Annotated in this window: 21 protein-coding genes and 1 tRNA gene; 18 read left to right on the forward strand and 4 right to left on the reverse strand. The window is 57.0% G+C overall.

The window, feature by feature from the left end:
* Window positions 1-41: 41 nt before the first annotated feature.
* The 3 genes from purC to ACJO3M_RS05400 all read left to right on the forward strand — a co-directional run bounded on the left by purC (window position 42) and on the right by ACJO3M_RS05400 (window position 2,687).
* Window positions 42-755 (forward strand): phosphoribosylaminoimidazolesuccinocarboxamide synthase, encoded by a 714-nt coding sequence (gene purC, locus ACJO3M_RS05390; RefSeq protein WP_407000336.1) that lies wholly within the window; start codon window positions 42-44, stop codon window positions 753-755.
* A 35-nt stretch (window positions 756-790) separates the two neighbouring features.
* The gene (locus ACJO3M_RS05395; protein ID WP_407000337.1) at window positions 791-1,534 is read left to right on the forward strand and encodes a TIGR04219 family outer membrane beta-barrel protein; all 744 of its coding nucleotides are present in this window, start codon (window positions 791-793) and stop codon (window positions 1,532-1,534) included.
* A 145-nt stretch (window positions 1,535-1,679) separates the two neighbouring features.
* A complete protein-coding gene (locus ACJO3M_RS05400) occupies window positions 1,680-2,687 on the forward strand; it encodes an NAD-dependent epimerase (RefSeq protein WP_407000339.1) in 1,008 nt (335 codons plus the stop codon).
* A gap of 46 nt (window positions 2,688-2,733) precedes the next feature.
* On the opposite strand, the gene ACJO3M_RS05405 is transcribed toward ACJO3M_RS05400, so the two are convergent.
* The 3 genes from ACJO3M_RS05405 to ACJO3M_RS05415 form a co-directional block, all read right to left on the reverse strand.
* Window positions 2,734-3,555, reverse strand: a complete 822-nt coding sequence (locus ACJO3M_RS05405) for an RluA family pseudouridine synthase (RefSeq protein ID WP_407000341.1) — start codon at window positions 3,553-3,555, stop codon at window positions 2,734-2,736.
* 145 nt (window positions 3,556-3,700) lie between these two features.
* Window positions 3,701-3,777 (reverse strand) — tRNA-Val (locus ACJO3M_RS05410).
* Window positions 3,778-3,831: 54 nt separating this feature from the next.
* Window positions 3,832-4,782 carry a DMT family transporter gene (locus ACJO3M_RS05415; protein ID WP_407000342.1) on the reverse strand — a complete coding sequence of 317 codons (951 nt, stop codon included), beginning with the start codon at window positions 4,780-4,782 and terminating at the stop codon, window positions 3,832-3,834.
* Between the two features lie 219 nt (window positions 4,783-5,001).
* Here ACJO3M_RS05415 and ACJO3M_RS05420 point away from each other — a divergent pair, with 219 nt between their 5' ends.
* Complete coding sequence (locus tag ACJO3M_RS05420; RefSeq protein ID WP_407000343.1) at window positions 5,002-5,418, forward strand: helix-turn-helix transcriptional regulator; 417 nt, start codon at window positions 5,002-5,004, stop codon at window positions 5,416-5,418.
* Between the two features lie 21 nt (window positions 5,419-5,439).
* Here the strand turns inward: ACJO3M_RS05420 and galU are convergent, their stop codons facing one another.
* Window positions 5,440-6,276 (reverse strand): UTP--glucose-1-phosphate uridylyltransferase GalU, encoded by an 837-nt coding sequence (gene galU / locus ACJO3M_RS05425; RefSeq protein WP_407000345.1) that lies wholly within the window; start codon window positions 6,274-6,276, stop codon window positions 5,440-5,442.
* A 354-nt stretch (window positions 6,277-6,630) separates the two neighbouring features.
* Here galU and ACJO3M_RS05430 point away from each other — a divergent pair, with 354 nt between their 5' ends.
* The 14 genes from ACJO3M_RS05430 to ACJO3M_RS05495 all read left to right on the forward strand — a co-directional run bounded on the left by ACJO3M_RS05430 (window position 6,631) and on the right by ACJO3M_RS05495 (window position 24,292).
* Entirely contained in the window at window positions 6,631-7,740 is a 1,110-nt protein-coding gene (locus ACJO3M_RS05430) for a ShlB/FhaC/HecB family hemolysin secretion/activation protein (protein ID WP_407000346.1), read from the forward strand.
* Between the two features lie 112 nt (window positions 7,741-7,852).
* Window positions 7,853-8,533, forward strand: coding sequence for a GntR family transcriptional regulator (locus ACJO3M_RS05435; protein WP_407000347.1), 681 nt, complete (start codon window positions 7,853-7,855; stop codon window positions 8,531-8,533).
* A 97-nt stretch (window positions 8,534-8,630) separates the two neighbouring features.
* Window positions 8,631-9,518, forward strand: coding sequence for a methylisocitrate lyase (prpB, locus tag ACJO3M_RS05440; protein ID WP_406985115.1), 888 nt, complete (start codon window positions 8,631-8,633; stop codon window positions 9,516-9,518).
* Between the two features lie 112 nt (window positions 9,519-9,630).
* On the forward strand, window positions 9,631-10,761 hold the full coding sequence (gene prpC, locus ACJO3M_RS05445) for a bifunctional 2-methylcitrate synthase/citrate synthase (protein WP_407000348.1): 1,131 nt from the start codon (window positions 9,631-9,633) through the stop codon (window positions 10,759-10,761).
* A gap of 125 nt (window positions 10,762-10,886) precedes the next feature.
* The gene (gene acnD / locus ACJO3M_RS05450) at window positions 10,887-13,499 is read left to right on the forward strand and encodes a Fe/S-dependent 2-methylisocitrate dehydratase AcnD (protein WP_407000350.1); all 2,613 of its coding nucleotides are present in this window, start codon (window positions 10,887-10,889) and stop codon (window positions 13,497-13,499) included.
* Between the two features lie 62 nt (window positions 13,500-13,561).
* On the forward strand, window positions 13,562-14,740 hold the full coding sequence (gene prpF / locus ACJO3M_RS05455) for a 2-methylaconitate cis-trans isomerase PrpF (RefSeq protein WP_407000352.1): 1,179 nt from the start codon (window positions 13,562-13,564) through the stop codon (window positions 14,738-14,740).
* Between the two features lie 79 nt (window positions 14,741-14,819).
* Window positions 14,820-16,304: a 2-methylcitrate dehydratase gene (gene prpD / locus ACJO3M_RS05460; RefSeq protein ID WP_407000354.1), complete on the forward strand. Its 1,485-nt coding sequence runs from the start codon at window positions 14,820-14,822 to the stop codon at window positions 16,302-16,304.
* A 208-nt stretch (window positions 16,305-16,512) separates the two neighbouring features.
* Window positions 16,513-17,271, forward strand: a complete 759-nt coding sequence (locus tag ACJO3M_RS05465) for a PEP-CTERM sorting domain-containing protein (RefSeq protein ID WP_407000355.1) — start codon at window positions 16,513-16,515, stop codon at window positions 17,269-17,271.
* A 198-nt stretch (window positions 17,272-17,469) separates the two neighbouring features.
* Window positions 17,470-18,882: a TIGR03013 family XrtA/PEP-CTERM system glycosyltransferase gene (locus ACJO3M_RS05470; protein ID WP_407000357.1), complete on the forward strand. Its 1,413-nt coding sequence runs from the start codon at window positions 17,470-17,472 to the stop codon at window positions 18,880-18,882.
* A gap of 62 nt (window positions 18,883-18,944) precedes the next feature.
* Window positions 18,945-19,589 (forward strand): XrtA/PEP-CTERM system exopolysaccharide export protein, encoded by a 645-nt coding sequence (locus tag ACJO3M_RS05475; protein WP_407000359.1) that lies wholly within the window; start codon window positions 18,945-18,947, stop codon window positions 19,587-19,589.
* A gap of 50 nt (window positions 19,590-19,639) precedes the next feature.
* Window positions 19,640-21,169, forward strand: a complete 1,530-nt coding sequence (locus tag ACJO3M_RS05480; protein ID WP_407000360.1) for an XrtA system polysaccharide chain length determinant — start codon at window positions 19,640-19,642, stop codon at window positions 21,167-21,169.
* Window positions 21,166-22,062, forward strand: coding sequence for a P-loop NTPase family protein (locus ACJO3M_RS05485; protein ID WP_407000361.1), 897 nt, complete (start codon window positions 21,166-21,168; stop codon window positions 22,060-22,062). Before ACJO3M_RS05480 ends, ACJO3M_RS05485 begins: the two co-directional genes overlap by 4 nt.
* Window positions 22,063-22,123: 61 nt before the next feature.
* Window positions 22,124-23,341, forward strand: coding sequence for an outer membrane beta-barrel protein (locus tag ACJO3M_RS05490; protein WP_407000362.1), 1,218 nt, complete (start codon window positions 22,124-22,126; stop codon window positions 23,339-23,341).
* 39 nt (window positions 23,342-23,380) lie between these two features.
* Window positions 23,381-24,292, forward strand: coding sequence for an XrtA system polysaccharide deacetylase (locus tag ACJO3M_RS05495; RefSeq protein ID WP_407000363.1), 912 nt, complete (start codon window positions 23,381-23,383; stop codon window positions 24,290-24,292).
* Window positions 24,293-24,304: the final 12 nt, after the last annotated feature.

The following is a 24,304-nucleotide window of genomic DNA, read 5'->3' on the forward strand; positions in this document are numbered from 1 at the left end:
ATGAAGTGCCGGCACGCAGCCGGCATTTCCGGAGACCTGAAATGGAAAAACGCGAAGAGCTCTACGCGGGCAAAGCCAAATCCGTTTATCGCACGGATGATCCCGAACGGTTTGTCCTGGTATTCCGTGATGACACCTCGGCGTTCGATGGCGAGAAGAAAGAGCAACTGAATCGCAAGGGCATGGTCAATAACCGCTTCAATGCCTTCGTCATGGAAAAGCTGGAAGCGGCGGGTGTGCCGACCCATTTCGAGGGTTTGCTTTCACCCGCCGAATCCCTGGTCAAGAAGCTGGATATGATTCCGGTGGAGTGCGTGGTGCGTAATGTCTCCGCCGGCAGTTTGTGCCGTCGTCTGGGCGTGGAAGAGGGCCAGAACCTGAATCCGCCCACCTTCGAACTGTTCCTCAAGGACGACGAATTGCACGATCCGATGGTGAACGAGTCCCTGGCGGTCAGTTTCGGCTGGGCAACCGCGGACGAACTCGCCAAAATGAAAGAACTTACCTATAAAGTGAACGACGTGCTCAAGAGTCTGTTTGATGATGCCGGCATGCTGCTGGTGGATTACAAGCTGGAGTTCGGTCGTTCCGGCGGGCAGATCGTGCTGGGTGACGAATTCAGCCCTGACGGCTGCCGCATCTGGGATAAGGAAACCCGCAAGAAGATGGACAAGGACCGTTTCCGCCAGGGATTGGGTGACGTGATTGAAACCTATGAAGAGGTGGGTCGTCGGCTGGGTATCCAGTTCGATTGATCGAAAAGAACCAAACAACAAGCAACGGGTGTTATATGCGTAAACTGATTCTGGCCATGGGCGGCGCGGCGGTCCTGGCAGCTCCGCTGGCTCATGCGGACATTGTAGGTTTGGGTGCGAACGTCAGCTACTGGGACTCTGACCTGTCCGGAAAAGCGGCCTCCAACGGCGATGTGGTCGACGTTGAAAACGATCTGGACCTGAGCAGTGATTCCAACGTCAATCTGACTGCCTACGTTGAACACCCGGTGCCGTTGCTGCCAAACGTTCGCCTGAACTACACCTCGATTGAACAGAGCGGTCGTGGCGAGCTGGGGGCTGACTTTGACAATATTATCGTCAACCTGGGTGGCGCCACCGAAGTTGATTCCGATCTGGATCTGGACCAACTGGACCTGACGCTCTACTACGAAGTTCTGGATAACTGGGTCAACCTGGACCTGGGCCTGACCGTTCGTGATCTGGACGGAGAACTGAGGGTTCAGGAAGTGAATGGCACCGCAGTCAGCGAATCCGAAATTGATGCGGTTGTGCCCATGGGTTACCTGGCGGCCCGGTTCGATCTGCCGTTTACCGGTGTGTCTGTCGGCGGTGAAGCCAACCTGATCAGCTTTGATGGCGATTCAGTTTACGATTACAACGCCTATGGCCAGTATGAGATTTCCATGCTGCAGCTGCGCGCTGGCTACCGTGAAATCTCCATCGACTACGAAGATGGTGACGACGAGCTGGACGTCGACCTGGGCGGACCCTTCGTGAGTGCCGGTCTCCGGTTCTGATCGAACAGGGTGTTTATCGCTGTAGAAAAGAGCGCCAACTATGGCGCTCTTTTTTTATGCCGCTTCTGTTCGCGTCGGTGTCCGCTTGTGACCGGATTCGGTAAACTGTGGGTCATCGGCCTCAAATGGACTATGGAGAAAAATCTTGAAAATCCTTGTTACGGGAACCGCCGGTTTCATTGGTTCGCACCTGGCTCACCGCCTGCTCGATCGCGGTGACGAGGTGATCGGAGTGGATAACGTCAACGATTATTATGACGTCAACCTGAAAGAAGCTCGCCTGGCGAGACTAACCGATCAACAGGGCTTCACGGAGGTGCGTAAGGATGTTGCCGACCGGGAGGCCATGGAAGCGTTGTTCCGCGAGCATAAACCGGAGAGGGTCGTACACCTGGCGGCCCAGGCCGGTGTTCGCTACTCCCTGGAAAACCCGCATGCCTATGTGGACGCGAACCTGGTTGGCTTCATGAATATTCTGGAAGGCTGCCGCCACAACAACGTGAAGCACCTTGTATACGCCTCCAGCAGCTCTGTATACGGCGCCAACGAAGCCATGCCATTCTCCGTGCATGACAACGTGGACCACCCCCTGAGCCTCTATGCCGCCTCCAAGAAGGCCAATGAGCTGATGGCCCACACTTACAGTCATCTGTACAACATGCCGACCACGGGACTTCGCTTCTTCACGGTGTACGGCCCGTGGGGCCGGCCGGACATGGCGTTGTTCATTTTTACCAAAAAAATACTGGCCGGCGAACCGATCGACGTCTTCAACCATGGCCATCACAGGCGGGATTTCACCTACATTGATGACATCGTGGAAGGCGTGATCCGTACCCTGGACCATGTGGCCGAACCCAACGATGACTGGAGCGGCGAGAAGCCGGATCCGGGCACCAGCAAGGGGCCGTACCGTCTCTACAATATCGGCAGCAATAATCCGGTGGAGCTGTCCCGGTTTATCGAGATCATCGAGGAGCGGGTGGGCAAAAAGGCAGAGAAAAACCTGCTGCCACTGCAGCCGGGGGATGTGCCGGCCACCTACGCCAATGTGGACGATCTGATCGACGATGTGGGGTACAAGCCATCCACCACGGTGGAAGAGGGCATTGCCAACTTCGTGGACTGGTATCGGGATTTCTACAAGGTGTAACGGTAAGCGTCGCTATGAAGGGCCAGCTTATGCTGGCCCTTTTTCGTTAAGCCGCAGACACTACATCGTTCAATTCAGGAGGCAGGCGCAGCAGGCGCTTCTTGCCGGCCAGCGGACAACTGAACTCGAGCTCCGCCGCTACCAGTTGGAGGGGCAGTTTGTCTGCAGTGCCGTACAGCCGGTCACCAATAATCGGGTGGCCCAGCCCGGCGAGGTGTTGCCGGATCTGGTGTTTTCGTCCGGTTTCAATGATCACTTCGACAACGGTACTGGCTTCGGGCGCCTCACTTGCCAGGGTGCTGACGTGGCTGATGGCTTCTTTGTCGTCTACCGGTGTGTTGATGGTCAGCGCCTGTGCTTCCAGATGCCCGCACACCCGGGCGTGATACACCTTTCGCAGGGAGCGTCCGGCAAAACATTCCGACAGGGCTGCCGCTGCTTTGCCGTCGTGGGCGATAAGCATCAGTCCTGCCGCATCCGCATCCAGCCGGTGTACCAGAAAGCAGGGTTTGCCCAACTGCACCTCCGCAACCCGTATCAGGCTGCAGTGATCCCCCCACTGGGAACCCTGGGCCAGCAGCCCGTGGGGCTTGAACCATACGCTGTAATGACCAAAGTCGGTCAGAAGCTCCGCCGGCTGCGGTTTTCGGGCCAGTACAATGTCATCGTAGAACAGTTGCAGCCGTGTTCCGGCTTTCACCTCCCTCTTCGCCTTGCGCAACCGCACTTGCTTCCCCTTGTGGGTCCAGCGGCAGGCGCCTTTGGCCATGGCGTCCTTGATGCGCTGTTTGGACAGCCCGGTCGCTTCGCTGAGGGCATCGACAGCGATCTGGGGCTTTTTCAGAGTAAGGTCTACGATGGTGCGCATGAGGCTATGGGTTCCGGGTGAGGCGGAAGCCGGGATCGGCTGGGGAAAGATTATATCACTCAGCGGAGGGGCAGGGGCTGAGGATCGGGCACAAAAAAAGCCAGTTCTCACGAAGCTCGCAAGTGACTGACTTTCTTCACAGAGTTGGTAGGACCACCCAGATTCGAACTGGGGACCTCTACCATGTCAAGGTAGCGCTCTAACCAACTGAGCTATGGTCCTGTCTCTGCAACGGGGAGGAAATATACTGATTCCGGCGGTGCGGGTCAACCACTTTTATGCGGTCTTTCGGCTTCGCAGCCAACCTTTCAGTGCCTTGCTGATAACGCCCCAGCGATTGACCAATAAAGCAGCAAAAATAAGCCCGCAACCGGCCAGTTGGGACGGGCTCATGGTTTCGGAGAACCAGCCGGCAGCGAACAGCGCGACCCACACCGGTTCCAGTACCAGGATCACCACGCCATGGCTGTTTGCTGACAGGCTCTGGGCGTAGGTTTGCAGCAGGAAACGTCCGGCGGTACCGATCACCGCACTGGCAAACACCCACCAGACAAGGATGGGCGGGAAATCGTTGAGCAATGGCTGCCAGGTCTCAAGCACCAGGGATTCGATCAGCGTCAGCGTGCCAACAGTGAGCAGGGCGATAGCGGTCAGCGGTAATGCCGGTACCCGGTGTTTTTCGACGGTCTCGCCACGGCGGTTGATCACCGTTCGCTGATTGGCGGCGCGGGTATTGAGGGTGAAATACAGAGCAAAGATAAAGGCCGCCATCACAAAGAACAGTTGCCCGATTTCTGGCCGGAATCCATTCTTCAGGGACAGCAGGGCCAGGCCGGCCACCGCGATAGGGATGGCAATCCAGGTGCTGGTGGGCTGGTCTTCCTTGAAAACAACGCGGGCAATAACCGGGACTATCACTACCCCAAGGCTGGTCAGGAAGGCGCCTTCACCCACATGGGTGCCGTGGAACAGACCCATGATCCAGCAACTCATGGCGGTCCCGAAAACCAGGCCCACACCGACGCTGCGGCGTATCTGGTCCGCGCTGAGCCGTCGCAGGGAACGACTGGCCAGAATGGCCAACAGCCCGCCTGCCATCAGAAATCGCACCGCCATAAAAAGCAGCGGCGGCATCAACAGTACGGCTTCTTTGGAGAATATCCAGCTGATGGCTGCCAACAGGGTAACAACTACCAGGAACAGGTCGGATTTGTGGGCGTCGGACATCAGGGTCGCACTTCATCTGTGGTTCATAAGTTTGGAGAGCGAAACAATGTATAGCTTGCGAACTAGAAAAGAAAGTGGGGGGTATTACGGAGCCGATTGTGTATAACGCTGTATGTACGTTACATTTCCAGATTGATTCACTGTTTGGGATTTTTCTTCAGGACTGGAGTTCCGGAAGATCCGGGGCGAATGTGGCCTATAGGGCAGAGGCATTGAGCTATGCGGTACCTGCAAACCTTTAACCGTCGCCTGCGGCAAATCCGTGAAGCCGGGCATTTGTCCCGTGAGGATGTAGCGCGGATGTGCGGTGTGGACGAGGCCCGGGTCTCCAGTTGGGAAGCGTCGGACACCAAACAGCGCAGCTATCCTGGCGTAGCGGAACTGCTGGACGTATGCATTCATACCGAAACACCACTGGAAAGCCTGGTGGATCTTGATGCCGGTGCCGATAACGGGCAGTTGGAGCTGCCTGGCCTGGCGTTCAGCAATAGCGATGACCTGGGAGTGGCGCTGGCGGAGCTCGAAAAGGAATTGAGCCGTGTTCAGCTCTCAGAGGAGGAGTTGGAACTGTTGCGCCGGTTCCGCAAAACGTCCGGGGAAAACCGGCGCATGATTCTTCAGATCCTGGGCCGGTAGTCCGGCCCTGATACCTTACCCTTACTTGCCGTTCTTGTAGATGTTCTCGTACACGTAATTGGTGGCGTCCACGAAACCGTCTATGCTGCCGCAGTCGAACCGCTTGCCCTTGAATTTGTAAGCCAGAACACAGCCATTCTTTGCCTGCTCAAGCAGTGCGTCGGTAATCTGGACTTCGCCATTCTTGCCCGGAGGCGTGCGCTCGATGATGTCGAAAATATCCGGCGTCAGGATGTAGCGCCCAATAATCGCCAGGTTGCTGGGGGCATCTTCCGGAGCGGGCTTTTCAACCATGTCGGTGATGCGGTACAAGCCGTCTTTCATGGACTCGCCGGCAATCACGCCGTACTTGTGGGTCTCGTCAGCAGGCACTTCCTCAATAGCGACAATGGAGCAGCGGAACTGGTTGTACAGCTTCACCATCTGGGTCAGGACACCCTCGCCGGCACCGTCTTCCACGCAGAAATCGTCCGCCAGAACCACCGCAAAGGGGCTGTCGCCTACCAGGTTACGACCAGTCAGGATTGCGTGGCCAAGACCTTTCATTTCGTTCTGACGGGTAAACGCAAACGTGTTGTTATCAATCAAATCACGGATGGAGGTCAGCAGGCCTTCCTTGCCCGAGCCGGCTATCTGGTGTTCCAGCTCGTAACTGATGTCGAAGTGATCTTCGATGGCGCGTTTGCCCCGGCCCGTAACAAAGCCGAATTCATGAATGCCGGCTTCCGCGGCTTCTTCCACGCCGTACTGGACCAGCGGTTTGTTAACAATCGGCAGAATTTCCTTGGGCATCGCCTTGGTCGCTGGGAGGAAGCGGGTGCCGTACCCGGCAACGGGGAAGAGGCACTTTCTGATCATAACGTTCGTCCTTATATCGTTTTGGAGGCACTGCCTGTGAAGAAGGCGGAGTCACAAAGTGTGCCAAGTGTAACCAAGATGCCGGCCTAAATGGAGGTCTCTGTTCAGATATGTAGAGATTGGTAAATCTGCCCAATGTTGCGGGTTTCGGGTGTCCTTTTGATTTTTCTGGAAAAAGCTTTCAGAAGGTTTTGTAAAGTGCTGTTCTGTATAGACATCGAGATTGTAAAATTAGGCAACGGCGAATGGATTTGTGGCGGCTGATGTCATACATTCCTGCTTTGATGAATTTTGATTAATGTTTGGCCGGCGTTTTGTGATTCCAGATTTTGCCGCCGGCCGGGGACAGCGACTTTGATCCGTTTGATATTGCTTGCACTGCTCGGGTGCGCATTCAGCCACAGCCTTTATGCCAAAGCGGCCGACCGCGCGCCTGACAACGGCTGGCGGTCCCTGCTGACGTTTTCCGGGCAATCCTCCCACACCAGAGATGGCCTCGACGGTCGGCTGGGGGTTGCTGTGGATGAGATCCTGGGGGAGCAGCAGTCGCTTGGCCTGAACTTTCATGACTCAAAATCCAACCGGGATAAAAACCAGTCACGGGCGCTCAAACTGGGATTCAGCTTTCCGCTTGGCGCCACCAGCCTGAGCCTGACCGCCCGAGACTACCAGTATCAGCATTCGGTCAAGGACGGCGACCGGCGGTACGATGCCCGCAATGAATCCAGCGTACTGTCGCTCTCAGGCTCCCGTTTCCTATTCTCCCGTTACGGCATCGCCCTGAACGGTGTGGTTAACCATACCGGACGTGACACCCGAACACTTGAGCAGGGGCGCCTGGTGACTGACGGGGCCTATGAATTGTCGTCATTGGGTGTTAAGGGCCGGTGGAGCCAGGGCCTTTGGGCGGGGTTGCATGCCAGTACGGAAATGGTGGCCATGGGTGGCCGTGAATACTCGGCATCGGACTATCCGTTAAAGGCGGACGTTGACGAAGAAGCGCGGTTCTACAAGCTTTCTGTTAACGCCTCCCTTGAAAGGGAGATTTTCCGCTGGGGGTGGGAGCTCCGTGGTCGCTACCAGTTTGCGGATGAAGATCTTCCTGGTTCCGAACGAGTTATGGTGGCGGGGCCATCCTTGCTCGCGGGATTCAACGGACAGTCTCTGTATACCCATGAAGGTGGCTGGCTGAGGATGCGCACGCTCAGCCCGCCATTACAGGTTCCGGTTATGGATCATGTGTTATCAAACGTTGGCTTCTCTTTGCTTCACGGCTGGGCTCCTTACGCCGGGGCGGCGGACGGTCAGTGTGGCAAGGCCGCCGGCGCGCAGGTGTCACTCAGGCTGACCGGTCGGTCCTTTACTGCCAATGTCAGTGTTGGTCGTATGTTCCGGGCATCCAGCCTGGCCATGGCGGTGCCGGAGCACCCTGATGTGCGCTTCTCCCTGTCGATGGGGTTGTGACTGTCGCCAACTGCCTGTCGACAAAATGCCATTCCTGAATTTTCGGATTGTTGACAATAAACCCCCTGAGGCGTAAATTCCGGTTCATTGAAGTCACTATTGTTGACAAAATATGCCGGAAGTTATCTCTCAATCCTACACGCGCGCCGACGAGGCCTTCGATTGTCTGCAAACGGCTATCGTAAAAGGCGATCTCTCTCCGGGCGAAAAGATCGGCGAAGTCGAGTTGTGCGCCCGCTTTAATCTCACCCGTGGCCCGTTGCGTGAAGCGCTGGGGCGTCTTGAATCCCGTGGTCTTCTGATACGCCGCCCCCATGCCGGGGTAAAAGTGGTGTCGGTGAGCACCGAGGAGTTGATGGAGCTTTATCGCATCCGCGAGATAATGGAAGGTCTCGCTGCCCGCCAGGCCGCGGAGCGCATGACAGATGCAGAAATCGCGGATCTCTACGCCACCCTCGACAGCCATGAAACGATGATTGAGCAGGCCCAGGGCCAGGCTTACTATCAGGCAGAGGGGGATTATGACTTTCACCACCGGATCGCCACCGGAAGCCGCAACGCCAAACTCGCACAAATGCTGCTGGGTGATCTTTACTACATGGTCCGGATGTATCGTTATCGACTGAGCACCGCCTCCGGCCGGCCGCATATGGCTCTGGGCGAGCACCGCCGGATAGTGGAAGCCATCGCCCAGCGGGACGGAGAACTGGCGGAATTTCTGATGAAGCGCCACATCAATGCCGCCCGCCAGAATATTGAGAAAAAGATTAAAGAAGGTGGTTTAACCATCTAAAAATAAAGGAAGTGTATGTCGGTTATACCGGTGAACGGCACAGTGAGCCGCAGGCGTAATCCGACAAAAAGAATCCACCAGAGAAGAGGCCAACACCATGTCCAAAAAACTCAGCCCCGGCGCCCGCTTCCGCAAGGCCCTGAAAGAAAACACCCCGCTACAGATTGTCGGCACTATTAACGCATACTCCGCGATGATGGCGGAGCGGGTAGGGCACCAGGCGATCTACCTGTCCGGTGGCGGCGTCGCAAACGCCTCCTACGGCCTGCCGGACCTTGGCATGACCTCCATGAACGACGTGGTCGAAGACGTCCGTCGCATCACTGCCGCGACCGACGTGCCGCTGCTGGTGGACATCGATACCGGCTGGGGCGGCGCCTTTAACATCGGCCGCACCATCCGTGAAATGGAACGTGCCGGCGCTGCGGCGGTCCACATTGAAGATCAGGTTGCCCAGAAGCGTTGTGGCCACCGCCCGAACAAGGAAATCGTTTCCCAGGAAGAAATGGTTGACCGGATCAAGGCCGCTGTGGACGCCCGAGAAGACGATGACTTTTTCATCATGGCCCGTACCGATGCCTTCCAGAAAGAAGGCCTGGAGGCCGCCATCGAGCGAGCCAAAGCCTGCATCGAAGCCGGCGCCGATGGCATCTTTGCCGAAGCGGTGACCGAGCTTGAGCACTACAAGGCATTCTCCGAGGCTCTGGATGTACCGATTCTGGCCAACATCACCGAATTCGGCGCCACGCCGCTGTACAACCGCAAGGAACTCGCCGAAGCCGGCGCCGATATGGTGTTGTACCCGCTGAGTGCCTTCCGCGCCATGAACAAAGCGGCCTTGATGGTCTACGAGAACATCCTGGAAAAAGGCGATCAGAAAGATGTTGTCGACCTGATGCAGACCCGGATGGAACTGTATGATTTCCTGAACTACCACGATTTCGAGCAGAAGCTGGATCAGTTGTTCCAGCAAAAGAAAGGTTAACGACACTTTTGTTCCTTCTCCCCTGGCGGGAGAGGGGAGCTATAGACATGTAGGTCGGATTAGCCGAAGGCGTAATCCGACACCCCAGACAAAACGATGAGGGAGAACAACAATGGCTGAAGCAAAAAAACTGAGTGGCGCAGGCCTTCGTGGCCAGGTAGCTGGTGAAACCGCACTGTGTACCGTCGGCCAGAGTGGCGCCGGTCTGACCTACCGTGGTTACGATATCGCCGATCTGGCGGAGAAAGCCCAATTCGAGGAAATCGCCTATCTGTTGCTTAGCGGCAAACTGCCCAACCAGCAGGAACTGGATGCCTACAAGCAAAAACTCCAGAGCCTGCGTGGCCTGCCAGCTGCGCTGAAAACTGTTCTGGAGCAGATTCCCAAGGATGCGCACCCGATGGACGTGATGCGCACCGGCTGCTCCATGCTGGGTAACCTGGAAACCGAGCAGGATTTCAGCGAGCAGGACGACAAGATCGACCGCATGCTGGCGGTGTTCCCGTCCATCATCACCTATTGGTACCGCTTCGCCCACGAAGGCGTGCGTATCGAAACCGACAGCGATGTGGACTCCATCGGCGGGCACTTCCTGGAGCTGCTGCACGGCAAGAAGCCCAGTGAACTCCATGAGAAGGTAATGAACGTCTCCCTGATTCTCTACGCGGAGCACGAATTCAACGCCTCGACCTTTACCGCCCGTGTATGCGCCTCCACGCTGTCGGATATTCACAGCTGCGTAACCGGTGCCATCGGTTCACTGCGCGGCCCGCTGCACGGTGGCGCCAACGAAGCTGCCATGGCACTGATCCAGAAATTCCAGACTCCGGATGAAGCCGAAGAAGGCCTGCTGGGCATGCTGGCGCGCAAGGAAAAGATCATGGGCTTCGGCCACGCGGTCTACAAGGATTCCGACCCGCGCAACGCCATCATCAAACAGTGGTCCAAGAAGCTGGCGGAAGAAGTGGGTGACACCGTGCTGTACCCGGTATCCGAGCGTTGTGAAGCCGTCATGTGGCGCGAGAAGAAGCTGTTCTGTAACGCCGACTTCTTCCACGCATCCGCGTATCACTTCATGGGCATTCCGACCGAGCTGTTCACGCCGATCTTCGTGATGTCTCGCGTATCCGGCTGGACTGCTCACGTGAAAGAGCAGCGCGAGAATAACCGCATTATTCGTCCGAGCGCCGATTACACCGGCCCGGCGGATGCGAAGTGGGTGCCGATCGACCAACGGCCATGATGTGACTTCAGGCTTGTGTGTCGGATTACGCCGTTGGCTAATCCGACCTACATATTATCGCCATCAGCCACGTAGGTCGGATTAGGCGAAGCCGTAATCCGACAAACCAGAATCAAGGTACCCCCATGAACACTGAATACCGCAAATCACTCCCGGGCACCGACCTGGATTATTTCGACACTCGTCAGGCCGTGGAAGACATCCAGGCCGGCGCGTATGACAAACTCCCGTATACGTCCAAGATCCTGGCGGAGCAGCTGGTTCGCCGCTGCGAGCCGGAGATGCTGACGGACTCCCTGAAGCAGCTGATCGAGCGCAAGCGCGACCTGGACTTCCCCTGGTATCCTGCCCGGGTAGTCTGCCATGACATCCTCGGTCAGACCGCCCTGGTGGATCTGGCTGGCCTGCGTGATGCCATCAAGGAGAAGGGCGGTGATCCGGCGAAGGTCAACCCGGTCGTTCCGACCCAGCTGATCGTGGATCACTCCCTGGCCGTCGAAGCACCGGGTTTCGATCCGGATGCGTTCGAGAAGAACCGCGCTATTGAAGACCGCCGCAACGATGACCGTTTCCACTTCATCAACTGGACCAAGACCGCGTTCAAGAACGTGGACGTGATTCCTCCGGGCAACGGCATCATGCACCAGATCAACCTGGAGAAGATGTCCCCGGTGGTTCAGAACCGCCCGGATGGCGAAGGAAAGCATGTTGCCTACCCGGACACCTGTGTGGGCACTGACAGCCATACTCCGATGGTAGACGCCCTTGGGGTTATCTCCGTAGGCGTAGGCGGCCTGGAAGCGGAAAGCGTCATGCTCGGCCGTGCCTCCATGATGCGTCTGCCGGATATCGTCGGCGTGGAGCTGACAGGCAAACTGCAACCGGGCATCACCGGCACCGATATGGTTCTGGCGATCACCGAGTTCCTGCGTAAGGAGCGGGTGGTCGGTGCGTATCTGGAATTTTACGGTGAAGGCGCAGACAGCCTGACCGTGGGCGACCGCGCCACCATTTCCAATATGACGCCGGAATACGGTGCTACGGCCGCCATGTTCTACATCGATGGCCAGACCATCGATTACCTCAAGCTGACCGGTCGTGAAGACGATCAGGTAGCCCTGGTCGAAAAGTTCGCGAAAGAAACCGGTCTGTGGGCCGACAGCATGAAAAACGCCGAATACGAGCGTGTGCTGAAATTTGATTTGTCATCAGTGACCCGCACGCTGGCTGGCCCGTCCAACCCCCACGCGCACCTGCCGACCTCCGAGCTGGCCAAACGCGGCATTGCCGGCCAGTGGGAAGAGGAAGAAGGCAAGATGCCGGACGGCGCATGCATCATCGCCGCCATCACCAGTTGCACCAACACCAGCAACCCCCGCAACATGGTGGCGGCCGGCCTGATTGCCCGTAACGCCAACAAGTTGGGGCTAACCCGCAAGCCATGGGTAAAGACTTCCCTGGCGCCGGGTTCCAAGACGGTGAAAATGTATCTGGAAGAAGCCGAACTGATGCCGGAGCTGGAACAGCTCGGTTTCGGTGTCGTGGCCTTCGCCTGTACCACCTGTAACGGCATGAGCGGTGCTTTGGATCCGAAGATCCAGCAGGAAATCATCGACCGTGATTTGTACTCCACTGCGGTATTGTCCGGTAACCGGAACTTCGACGGCCGGATTCACCCGTACGCCAAACAGGCGTTCCTGGCGTCGCCGCCGCTGGTTGTGGCCTATGCCATCGCCGGCACCATCCGTTTCGATATCGAGAAGGATGCCTTGGGGTACGACAAGGATGGTAACCCCATCACCCTGAAGGACATCTGGCCGGACGACGCGGAAATCGATGCCATCGTGAAATCCAGTGTGAAGCCGGAGCAGTTCCGCAGCACCTATATTCCGATGTTCGACATCACCCGGGATGCCCAGGCCAACACCAACCCTAACTACGACTGGCGTCCCCAGAGCACCTACATCCGTCGCCCCCCGTATTGGGAAGGCGGCATGGTGGGTGAGAAAACCCTGAAGGGCATGCGACCGCTGGCGGTGTTGCCGGACAACATCACCACCGACCACCTGTCACCATCCAACGCCATCCTGATGGACAGCGCAGCCGGTGAATACCTCCACAAGATGGGCGTGCCGGAGGAAGACTTTAACTCCTACGCGACTCACCGGGGCGATCACCTGACGGCGCAACGGGCCACCTTCGCCAATCCCAAGCTGTTCAATGAAATGGTGCGGGATGAAAACGGCGATGTGAAGCAGGGCTCTCTGGCGCGGATCGAGCCGGAAGGCAAGGTCACCCGCATGTGGGAAGCGATCGAAACCTACATGGAGCGCAAGCAGCCGCTGATCATCATCGCCGGCGCGGACTATGGTCAGGGTTCCTCCCGTGACTGGGCCGCCAAGGGTGTGGCGCTGGCGGGTGTGGAAGCCATCGTGGCCGAGGGCTTCGAGCGCATCCACCGGACCAACCTGGTGGGTATGGGCGTGATGCCTTTGCAGTTCGAGGAAGGCACAACCCGCAAGACCCTGGGTATTGATGGCACGGAAACCTTCGATGTGGAAGGCACGCCGGAGCCCCGCGCGGTACTGACGCTGATCATCCACCGGAAGAATGGCGACTCCGAGCGGGTGCCGGTGATCTGCCGCCTGGATACCGCTGAGGAAGTGTCGATCTACAAGGCCGGTGGTGTGTTGCAGCGCTTTGCCCAGGATTTCCTGGAGTCCGAAGGGGCTGCGTAATCTTAGGAATGTCGGATTACGGCCCTTCGGGCCTAATCCGACAAAAAGGTAAAAGGTACCCTATGCCTACCAATCCCCAAATCAAAATCCCCGCCACCTACATGCGCGGCGGCACCAGCAAAGGCGTATTCTTCCGCCTGAAAGACCTGCCGGAAGCGTGCCAGGTCCCCGGCGAAGCCCGGGACCAACTCCTGCTGCGCGTCATAGGCAGCCCCGATCCCTACCAGAAGCAGATCGATGGTATGGGCGGCGCCACGTCCAGCACCAGTAAAACCGTCATCCTGGCGGAACCCACCCAGCCTGATCACGATGTGGACTACCTGTTCGGCCAAGTCTCCATCGACAAGCCGTTCGTGGACTGGAGCGGCAACTGCGGCAACCTGACCGCTGCGGTGGGTGCGTTCGCCATTAACGGTGGCTTTGTCGCCAAAGAACGTATCCCGGAAAACGGCACCTGTACTGTCCGCATCTGGCAGGCCAACATCCGTAAAACGATCGTGGCTCATGTGCCGATCACCGACGGTGAAGTCCAGGAAACCGGCGATTTCGAGCTGGACGGGGTGACATTCCCGGCCGCCGAAGTGCAGGTGGAATTCATGGACCCGGCCGATGGTGAGGGCTCCATGTTTCCCACCGGTAACCTGGTGGACGATCTGGACGTACCCGGCGTGGGTACTCTGAAAGCCACCATGATCAATGCCGGTATCCCGACCATCTTCGTCAACGCGGAGGACATCGGGTACAAGGGCGCCGAGTTGCAGGACGACATCAACAGCGATCCCAAAGCGCTGGCCATGTTCGAGACCATTCGTGCCCACGGCGCGGTGAAAATGGGTCTGATCCAGAACATCGAGGAAGCCGCGAACCGTCAGCACACCCCGAAAGTGGCGTTTGTCGCCAAGCCGGTGGATTACGTGTCCTCCAGCGGCAAGTCGATCGGGGCAGGGGATGTGGACGTGCTGGTGCGCGCCTTGTCCATGGGCAAGCTTCATCACGCCATGATGGGAACCGCTGCGGTGGCGATTGCAACGGCATCTGCCGTTCCGGGAACCCTGGTGAACCTGGCCGCTGGCGGCGGTGACCGTACCCATGTGACCTTTGGGCATCCGTCCGGCACCCTGCGGGTTGGCGCCGAGGCAAAGCAGGTAGACGGTCAGTGGACCGCCACCAAAGCCATTATGAGCCGCAGCGCGCGGATCCTGATGGAAGGCTGGGTTCGGGTACCGCAAACCGCTCAGTAATGACCTAGACTTACCTTTACCGGGTAAGTCAGCCGTTATTCATGGCCGTCCCTCATCCGTCCGGAAAAGGAGAGCGCCAATGAGCAGCAATGTAGACCAGAACGTTCGACCGGATTACGACGATGTCCTGCAGAAAATTGCGGACTATGTCCTGACCTACGAGGTCGACAGCGAAGAAGCCTGGGACACTGCCCGCAACTGCCTGATGGACACCTTGGGGTGTGGCTTACTGGCATTACGCTTCCCGGAGTGTACCAAGCACCTGGGGCCCATCGTTGAGGGTACGGTGGTACCCCACGGCGCACGGGTGCCTGGCACCTCCTTTCGCCTCGATCCGGTTAAGGCCGCCTGGGATATAGGCTGCATTGTACGCTGGCTGGATTACAACGACACCTGGCTGGCGGCGGAGTGGGGGCATCCATCGGACAACCTGGGCGGCATCCTGGCGGTCGCGGATCATATTTCCCAGAAGCGCGTGGCCGAAGGCAAGGACGCCATCACCATGCGCGCGGTTCTGGAAGCCATGATCATGGCCCATGAAATCCAGGGCGTGCTGGCGCTGGAGAACTCGTTTAACCGGGTAGGGCTGGACCATGTGGTGCTGGTCAAAGTGGCATCAACCGCAGTTGCCGCCAAACTCATGGGCGCCAGCCGCGAGCAGTTATTGTCTGCGCTGTCCCATGCCTGGGTGGACGGCCAGTCCCTCCGTACATACCGCCATGCACCCAATGCCGGCTCCCGCAAATCCTGGGCGGCAGGCGATGCCACCTCCCGGGCGGTACGCCTGGCGGATATCGCCCTGCGCGGCGAGATGGGTGTCCCCGGCGTCCTGACGGCATCCCAGTGGGGCTTCTACGATGTGCTGTTCAGCAAGACCAACAAAGACCAGAAACTGAAACCGAAGGACCAGCAGCGGTTCTCCCTACCGCAGGATTTTGGCTCCTATGTGATGGAAAACATCCTGTTCAAGATTTCCTTCCCGGCGGAGTTCCACGCTCAGACCGCAGCCGAGGCGGCCGTTACCCTGCACCCGCAAGTGAAAGACCGGCTTGATGACATCGACCGGATTGTCATCACCACCCACGAATCCGCTATTCGCATCATCTCCAAGGAAGGCTCGCTTGCCAATGCTGCGGATCGGGATCATTGCCTGCAATATATGGCGGCGGTTCCCCTGATTTTCGGCAGCCTGACGGCAGAGCACTACGAAGACGGCTTTCACAATGCCAACCCGATCATCGACGATATCCGCGCCAGAATGGATATCGTGGAAGACGAGCGTTATACCCGCGAGTACCTGGAGCCGGACAAACGCTCCATCGCCAATGCCATACAGGTGTTCTTCAAAGACGGATCCAGCACCGAGCAGGTGGCGGTAGAGTATCCCATTGGCCACAGGCGGCGAAGGAAAGAGGGCATCCCGCTACTCGTGGACAAATTCTGTAACAACCTGGCCACCCGGTTCCCGGCTCAACGTTGCCATCGCATTGTCGATATGTGTACCGACCAGGAAACGCTGGAATCGACGTCGGTTCAGGAATTTGTCGGTCTGTTTGTTATCTGAGTCTTTCCGTCGATGCGAAGGGCGCGCGGGATTGATAATGCGGCTTACGGATATGTCGCTTTTGAAACAGTACGTAGTCAGGAATTTTTACATCGAAAAATACAAGAATAAATAAGGCATTGATAAAAAAGATAAAAATAAGTTGGCCCTTCAATTGCTTTGTAGTGGATGTCGCAGTAAATGGACGACCACACAAAGGAGTGAGGAAATGAAAAGGGCTCTTGCAACAACAACGGTAGGGATTGCTCTTGCGTCATTGTTCTCGGTGTCGGCTGCTAACGCCGCCGTGATGAATGTGACCCTGAGTGGGCCAGGAACGGCAACCGCAGAAGCCGCAGAGGCGACTTTTCTGTCGTACCTCAAAGACACTACCACGGAAGACTTTGAAGGCTTTACCGCCGCCACGGATTCGTCCGGCCAATTCGTCAATATCAATACCGGCGTTGGCACGTTTACCCAGCTCCAGACCGCGGGAAACGGCGCCACAGAGGCATGCAATGACGGCGGCTTCAGCTGTACGGGTGGATTAGCAGTTCTGGATTCCACAACCAGTCCGTTCATTGGGCGGTATCCGCTGCCGGACGAACCAGGTAACAACAACTGGCTCGACAGCATGGACTCCCAGGAAATGCAGTTCTCCATCAGCGGGATGTTCAAGGCTGTGGGGTTCTACATGACCGACCCCAATGACGTTGGTGGCCTGCTGGATATCGTCTTTGAGGACGACACCACGGCAACCTACAGCATGAATGACATCTTCACGGGTGCACAGGGCGAGGGCGCAGCGTATTACCTGGGCTTTATCAGCGATGTTGCCATTACCTCCCTGGTGTTTAAATCCAATCACACCAATGACGGATTTGGTATCGATAATGTGACAGTTGGCCAGGTTCCCGAGCCCGGCACTCTGGCTCTTATGGGCCTGGGGCTTATGGGAATTGGCATGATGCGTCGCCGCAGAGGCTGACCGAGTAGCTGCTGTAAAAAAAACAAACAACGCAACCCGGTTTCCGGGTTGCGTTGTTAACTTTTTTTACAGGTAGTGTCGGAAATTTTATCGATTCCGTTGAAGTTACAAAAAATTACATTACACTTGTTGTTGACAGCAGATTCCGTTGCATGGGATGCACGGTGCCAGTTCGAGTGAACAACAAAAGGAGTTGACGTGGCCCACGTCAGATTGTTCAGGCATTACATTCATGTCCCCTTTGTTATTTTGGGCCTGATAGATTTTTTTGTGCTGGTTGGCAGTTTCCTTCTGGCCACGTTCTTCCGTTATTTCGGCGATCTGACGTACTTCCTGGAAAGTCTTCGCGTCCTGATTCCCTCCGCCGTAATCTTCGCGCTGGTTTGCCTGTTGGTCATGATTGCGATCGGTGTGCATCAATCCCATGTCGAAGAAGGCATGTCGGGGATGATGCTCAGAACGATCATGGCCCTGATTGTTGCGGTTCCGGCGTCCGGATTTACCTACCTGCTTGCCAGTGACTGGCTTTGGTACCTTGGGTCCAGTGGTGTGCTGACGTCGGCCTCGGTATTTGGCTTCTTTCTGCTGGGCATTGTGCGTTCTATCTTTTTCGCCGTAGCCGGCCGGGATGCCTTCAAGCGGAAAGTGCTGGTTCTGGGTTCGGGCTACAGGGCGCGGCAATTGCTGGAGGATCTGAGAACCCCTTTTAACCGCCAGGGGTTCAAGTTAACCGGATTCGTCCCCCTCCCCGGAGAGCACACCGAAGTGGCGGAGGAGCACCTGCTTCAATTGCCTTGCACGCTACACCAGCATATCTTGCGCCACCCCGTGACTGAGATCGTGGTGGCCGTGGATGACCGCAGGAAAGGGTTGCCTATGGATGACCTGCTGGAATGCAAGATGGAAGGCGTCAAGATTATTGACGGAGCAACCTTCTACGAACAGGAATCCAGAAAAGTGGCCCTGGAAATGATTACCCGCGGATGGCTGGTGTTTTCGGACGGCTTCACCGTTTCTTCGGTGTTCGGAATCGGGAAACGTTCACTGGACATCATGGCGGCTACCACGCTGCTTTTGGCCAGTTTGCCGTTCATGATTCTGACAGCCATCGCGATCAAGATTGAAGATGGCCTGAAATCTCCGGTTTTCTACAGCCAGGAGCGTGTTGGGCTCAATGGCAGGATATTTCAGGTTCACAAGTTTCGATCAATGATTACTGACGCCGAGAAAAATGGTGCGGTGTGGGCGAGCAGGGATGATGCCCGCGTGACAAAGGTCGGTGATTTCATCCGTAAGGTACGGATCGACGAACTGCCCCAGATATTCAATGTGCTGAACGGAACCATGGCGTTCGTGGGGCCTCGACCGGAGCGCCCGGTCTTCGTTCAGCAGCTGTCGGAGAAAATTCCCTTTTACAGTGAGCGACACCGGGTGAAGCCGGGTCTGACCGGGTGGGCTCAGCTATGCTTTGCCTATGCGGACAACGAAGAGGACACCCGGGAGAAACTTCGTTACGACCTTTATTACATCAAGAATCAGAGTTTGTTGCTGGATTTGTTGATTATAATTCAGACAGTGGAAGTGGTATTGTTCAAAAAAGGATCAAGGTAGTTTCGGGGTTGTGCTGTTCCCGGAACATGGAATGAAGCAAGGACTTGTAGAGAGGATTCACAATGTCACGGATGTACTCCTTCGCAGGGATTTCTCTGTTATTGGCTGCGGTAGCTTTGGTTGCCGGTTGTGCCAGCCCATCTCCCTCCTCACCGGAGAAAATTCGGCGTGCCCTGAACGTCGACACATCAACCAGTGTTGATGAATACGTGCTGGGTGCCACTGACGTGGTCAAGGTTTCGGTCTGGCGAAACGAAGATCTGAGCATCACCGTGCCGGTTCGCCCGGATGGCAAGATTTCCGTGCCTCTGATTGGTGATGTCCAGGCCAGTGGCCGCACGCCGGTCGGACTGGCGGAAGAGATCGAAATCAACCTTGCCCAATATATCCGCGAGCCGCAGGTCAGCATCGTGGTGACGTCGATGGGCAGTCACGAATACAGCGATCGCGTGCGGGTAACCGGAGCGGTGCAGCAACCCGTTTCCGTCCCCCACCGTGCAGGCATGACCGTGCTTGATGTTGTACTCGGCGCTGGTGGCGCCACGCCGTTCGCGGCACTGAATAACTCGATGCTGTATCGCAAGGTGGGTGGTGAAGTCGTCGCCATTCCGGTCCGGCTTGAGGACATCCTCAACAACGGCGATGTCGAAACCAATTATGCGATACGCCCTGGCGATATTCTCAGTGTTCCCGAGCGGAATTTCTGAGCGTCGGTCGCACCGTGAAACTCTACAGAATCTAGTGTGGGTTGTTCGCTATGGCCTTACCTCTATCACAATTACCGGTTGAAATCCTCAGGGAAGTGCGGGCAAGGAAGTGGCTGACGCTCCTGCTATTCGTGGTTGTCAGTTTCGGTGTCCTGGCAACGGGCTTCCTGTGGCCCTACAAGTACGAATCGGAAACCATCATCTTCATCGACGACCAGAACATTATCCGACCGTTGATGGAAGGCAGCGCCGTAACCACGGAGATCAATGACCGGGCGTCCGCCGCGAAAGAGCTGCTATGGAGCAGGAGCGTGGTGGAGAGAGTCGCGGTGGATGAAAGTATTTTCGGCGAAGGAGCGGCTGATATTGATCCCGAGCGGATGGAAGGGCGAATTGGTTACCTGCGGAATAACCTGATCGTTCGACCAAGAGGGGATACCTACTTCGCCATTGGTTTCCGGTCTGAATCGCCGATGCAGGCATTTCAGGTTGCCCAGCGGATGGGGCAACTGTTTATCGAGGAAAGCAATGAGCGTAAGCGTGCCGAAAGCCGTAACGCCTATGAGTTCATCAATAAGCAGGTCAAAAGCTACGAAAGCCAGTTAGCAGAAGTGGAGGCCCGCCTTAAACAGTTCCTGTCCGAAAACGTGGATGGTACGGAAGGGGCAGCCAACAACCGGATGGCCAGCCTGAGAAATCAGCTGGAACTGGCAGAACTCGAGCGTGCCGAGCTGCAAACCCGGGCGCGGTCCCTGGAAAACGAACTGAACCGGGTAAACCCCACCATTCGTGAGGGCCGGACGGCGGATGCCTACCAGAACCGGATCAGCTCTCTCGAGGAACAGTTGGATAACCTGCGGCTGCGGTACCACGATACCTACCCGGACATCGTCATCCTGAAGGAGCAGCTGCAGGAACTACGGCGGCAGCGTGCAAGAGCCATGGCTAACCAGGACGAGAGCGTCCTTTCACGGGGCGGTGAGGTAGTGTCCAACCCTGTTTACCAGGAGATCCAGTCCGAGCTGTCCCGCACCAGGGCCAACATCCAGACCATCAACACCCGCATCAACTCTTTTGAGCAGTTGCTGGCTGAACAAACCAGGCGGATGGAGCGGATACAGGAAAACAAGGCCCAGTACTCCGACCTGACCCGTGACATGAAAGTGAACAAACAGATTTACGACGACCTGCTGAAACGCCGTGAAAGGGCACGGGTGTCCATGCATCTGGATGTGGAAGGGCAGGGCCTGAACTATCGGATCAACGAGACCGCGCAGTTCCCGTTGGGCGCCTCTGGCCCCAAATTCTCAACCTTTGCGGTGGCAGGGCTGTTCCTGGGATTGCTTGCGCCGTTCGGACTGGCGGCGGGGCTACTGCAGATCGATCCCCGGGTAAAGGCAAGGCAGCAACTGGAAGACGACATCGGTTTACCGGTCCTGGTTGAGCTTCCTCAAGTGAGAACACCGTTCGAAATACGCCGTGACCGCCGGGTAACGGTGCTGGTGGGGGCATGCGCGATCATTGCAGTGGCTGTTTACATCGCCCTGGTAGTTGCCTCAATGATGGGAGTAATCGGATGACCGAACATAACGACAAAGTCGAGGCCCCACTGGACAACGATGATGACCAGATAAGCGCCCGGGATGACAACAAAACGGGTGAAGAGAATTACTGGTTACGCAGAAAAAACGACCTGAACGGGGAGGGCGTTCCCTACTCCGAATGGGATGATTCCAGGATGCTGGTACCCAGTTCCCTGGAACTGGGCCCCGGAGCCGTTGACCGGTATGTCATCAGCAAACAGATCGTTCGGATGCAGGAGCCCAGAAAGCTCACGCCGGATGATATGGATGAGCGGCGGATTATCTACCCCGAATCCAGCAACCGACAATTGGTTAATCGGTTCCGGGATCTGCGGACCAAGTTGCTGGAAGCGTCCGGTGGCAACAACTTCACACTGGTGGTCAGCGGTGCTTCGTCTGGCGCGGGTGCGTCTTTCGTGGCACTGAACCTGGCGGCGGCTTTTGCGTTCGATCAATCCAAGACCGCCCTGGTGATCGACTGCAATCTCAGGGATCCGTCCCTCCACACCACCCTGGACATCATGCCGGAAACCGGCTTGACGGATTTTCTGGATGATCCCGATTACGACATCGCCCGCATCCTTTACCCGACCGGAATTCCGCGGCTGCGGTTGATTCCTGCTGGTAGCCAGAGGGAAATGCCGGCGGAATTTTTCACATCCTTCCGGATGAAACAGTTTCTCCAGGCGGTGAGAAGGCGCTACCCGGATCGGTTTATCGTACTCGATACCGCATCCATTACCGAATCGCCGGACGCCCGTATTCTTGCAGAGCTGTGCGATTACGCCATGCTGGTGGTGCCCCATGGGCGCATAACACCGAAAGTGGCGGAGCAGGCGGCCACAGCCTTTCATTCCGAGAAATTTGTGGGAGCCGTGGTCAATGGTTAGGAGCGAGGTATCAGAGAGGATTCGACCGTGGCAACAGTGTGCCCTCGGGATACTCACGGTCATGCCAGGGCTCGTCATGGCGGCCCCCGCGACGATATCGGGTGGTTTGGAATCGCGCTACTCGGACAACGCGCGACAAACGGCTTTTGATGAAGAATCCGATCTGGAAACGCGGGTCAGCGTTGGGATTCAGCACACCTCCGATCCAGGGCAGTGTAATTCCGATCTTGGCGCCAGGTTCGGTTACGGTTACTGGCTGGATGATACCTTTGATCCGGAAACCTACACCAACCTCGACTTCATGGGCGATTGCCAACTGGGTAACAACGTAGTCTGGCAATTGACAGACCAGTTGAGGGACGTAGTGCAGGACAGCAGGGTCAGTAACACCCCGACCAACCGGACCCGCAAGAATGTGTTTCGTACCGGCCCGTTAGTGACATTTAACCTCGGGCCCGTGGACCAACTGTTCCTGTCTGCGCAGTATGAAAATACGGAATACAGCGAGCCGGAAGAGACCGATAGCGAGCGCTACATCGGAAGCATCGGCTGGGACCATTTCTTCAGCTCAACGTTCACCGGCGGGTTCAGTGCCAGCGTGAACCAGGCAGAGCTGGATACGGATGAGGAGATCGACCGCGAAACCCTGAACGCCACCTTCAGCAAGACCTGGGCGGCAACCAGCATGCGGGGCTCAGTGGGTTACAGCCAGATTGAATCCTCGCTCAATAACAGTGACCGGGAAAGTGACGCCATTGTCGGTGACCTGATCCTGACCCGGGATATAAACCCGACCACCGAATTAACACTGGAGGCGAGCCGGGAATTAACGGACCAGACCTCGGACTTTGATATTCGGTTCGGAGATTTTGTGTTCAACCTGGAGCAGACCAGCGCGGTGGAAGTGTCGGCCATACGGTTGGGGCTGGGAAAGGAGTTCAGCGGTGGTTCCAGCCTGTCCGCCGCGGCGTACGCCAACCGTTCCGAGTACCTTGATTTTGAGACAGAAGAGGAACGCTCGGGGGTCAGTGCGGATTACCGACGCCCCATCACCGGTCAGCTGACAGCAACGCTCGGGGTGGGTTACGACTTCCTGACCTACGAGGACGATGACACAGAGGATGTACTTTTTCGGGCCAATGCCGGTATCGATTTTCAGCTCAACCGTAAGCTGAGCGTGATCAGCCGAGTAGGTCACGAGCGGCGTGACAGTGACATCACAACCCGCGAGTTCGACGAAAACTGGATTTTAGTCGGGCTTAACTATCAGTTTCTTTAGGGCGGAGACCCACGCATTCGTTAGGCAGGGAATAAAGCCATGAATGGAAACATAAAAAACGCACTTACCGTGGACGTGGAAGATTACTTCCAGGTCGCTGCGCTGGCTGAGGCCGTCAGCCGCGATGACTGGTCGTCCATGGAATACCGCGTTGAAGCCAACACCGACCGTTTGCTGGCTCTGTTCGAGCAGACCAATACCCGGGCAACGTTCTTTGTGCTGGGCTGGGTCGCGGAGCGATCGCCCGGTCTGGTTCAGCGTATCCGGGATGCAGGCCACGAAGTGGCGAGCCACGGCTACAGCCATCAGCTCATATATACGCAAACGCCGGAGGTATTCCGGGAAGAAACCCGGCGGTCCAAACAGATTCTTGAGGACATTACCGGCGAGCGGATAAGCGGGTATCGCGCCGCCAGTTACTCGATTACGGCGCAGTCGCGCTGGGCGCTGGATATCCTCTGGGAGGAAGGTTTCACCTGGGATTCTTCCATCTTTCCCGTTCATCATGATCGATATGGCATGCCCGGAACCCCACGCTGGCCCCACCGCGTCAAAACCGATCTGGGGCGTGAACTGGCGGAATTTCCGCTCAGTACGCTGAAACTCCCCGGATACACGCTACCGATTGCCGGCGGCGGATACTTCCGCCTGTTTCCTTACTGGTTCAGCCAATGGGGTCTTGGGTCTATCAACCGCCAGGGCCAGCCTTTCGTTTTTTACCTGCATCCCTGGGAAGTGGACCCGGGCCAGCCCAGGATGAAGGTGAAATGGCTGTCCCGGTTCCGCCACTACAATAACCTGGACGTGTGTGAGGCGCGGCTGGAACGGTTACTGAAGCGTTTCAGTTTTACCACCATGTCCGACGTGCTCAAGGCAAGCGGGGTTCTGGAACCCGCGTTTGTGGCTGGTGGCCGGGATGTCACCAACAGCCAGGTACTAAGAACCCTGTAACACCTCATGGAT

It is taken from the genome of Marinobacter alkalisoli, assembly GCF_045449795.1.
Lineage (GTDB): Bacteria > Pseudomonadota > Gammaproteobacteria > Pseudomonadales > Oleiphilaceae > Marinobacter.

What these genes read in the sequence shown, in the direction of transcription:
- purC (WP_407000336.1), top strand. Translation starts at nt 42, where the DNA reads ATGGAAAAACGCGAAGAGCTCTACGCGGGCAAAGCCAAATCCGTTTAT.
- ACJO3M_RS05395 (WP_407000337.1), top strand. Translation starts at nt 791, where the DNA reads ATGCGTAAACTGATTCTGGCCATGGGCGGCGCGGCGGTCCTGGCAGCT.
- ACJO3M_RS05405 (WP_407000341.1), bottom strand. Translation starts at nt 3,555, where the DNA reads ATGCGCACCATCGTAGACCTTACTCTGAAAAAGCCCCAGATCGCTGTC.
- ACJO3M_RS05415 (WP_407000342.1), bottom strand. Translation starts at nt 4,782, where the DNA reads ATGTCCGACGCCCACAAATCCGACCTGTTCCTGGTAGTTGTTACCCTG.
- ACJO3M_RS05420 (WP_407000343.1), top strand. Translation starts at nt 5,002, where the DNA reads ATGCGGTACCTGCAAACCTTTAACCGTCGCCTGCGGCAAATCCGTGAA.
- galU (WP_407000345.1), bottom strand. Translation starts at nt 6,276, where the DNA reads ATGATCAGAAAGTGCCTCTTCCCCGTTGCCGGGTACGGCACCCGCTTC.
- ACJO3M_RS05435 (WP_407000347.1), top strand. Translation starts at nt 7,853, where the DNA reads ATGCCGGAAGTTATCTCTCAATCCTACACGCGCGCCGACGAGGCCTTC.
- prpB (WP_406985115.1), top strand. Translation starts at nt 8,631, where the DNA reads ATGTCCAAAAAACTCAGCCCCGGCGCCCGCTTCCGCAAGGCCCTGAAA.
- prpC (WP_407000348.1), top strand. Translation starts at nt 9,631, where the DNA reads ATGGCTGAAGCAAAAAAACTGAGTGGCGCAGGCCTTCGTGGCCAGGTA.
- acnD (WP_407000350.1), top strand. Translation starts at nt 10,887, where the DNA reads ATGAACACTGAATACCGCAAATCACTCCCGGGCACCGACCTGGATTAT.
- prpF (WP_407000352.1), top strand. Translation starts at nt 13,562, where the DNA reads ATGCCTACCAATCCCCAAATCAAAATCCCCGCCACCTACATGCGCGGC.
- prpD (WP_407000354.1), top strand. Translation starts at nt 14,820, where the DNA reads ATGAGCAGCAATGTAGACCAGAACGTTCGACCGGATTACGACGATGTC.
- ACJO3M_RS05465 (WP_407000355.1), top strand. Translation starts at nt 16,513, where the DNA reads ATGAAAAGGGCTCTTGCAACAACAACGGTAGGGATTGCTCTTGCGTCA.
- ACJO3M_RS05475 (WP_407000359.1), top strand. Translation starts at nt 18,945, where the DNA reads ATGTCACGGATGTACTCCTTCGCAGGGATTTCTCTGTTATTGGCTGCG.
- ACJO3M_RS05480 (WP_407000360.1), top strand. Translation starts at nt 19,640, where the DNA reads ATGGCCTTACCTCTATCACAATTACCGGTTGAAATCCTCAGGGAAGTG.
- ACJO3M_RS05485 (WP_407000361.1), top strand. Translation starts at nt 21,166, where the DNA reads ATGACCGAACATAACGACAAAGTCGAGGCCCCACTGGACAACGATGAT.
- ACJO3M_RS05490 (WP_407000362.1), top strand. Translation starts at nt 22,124, where the DNA reads ATGCCAGGGCTCGTCATGGCGGCCCCCGCGACGATATCGGGTGGTTTG.
- ACJO3M_RS05495 (WP_407000363.1), top strand. Translation starts at nt 23,381, where the DNA reads ATGAATGGAAACATAAAAAACGCACTTACCGTGGACGTGGAAGATTAC.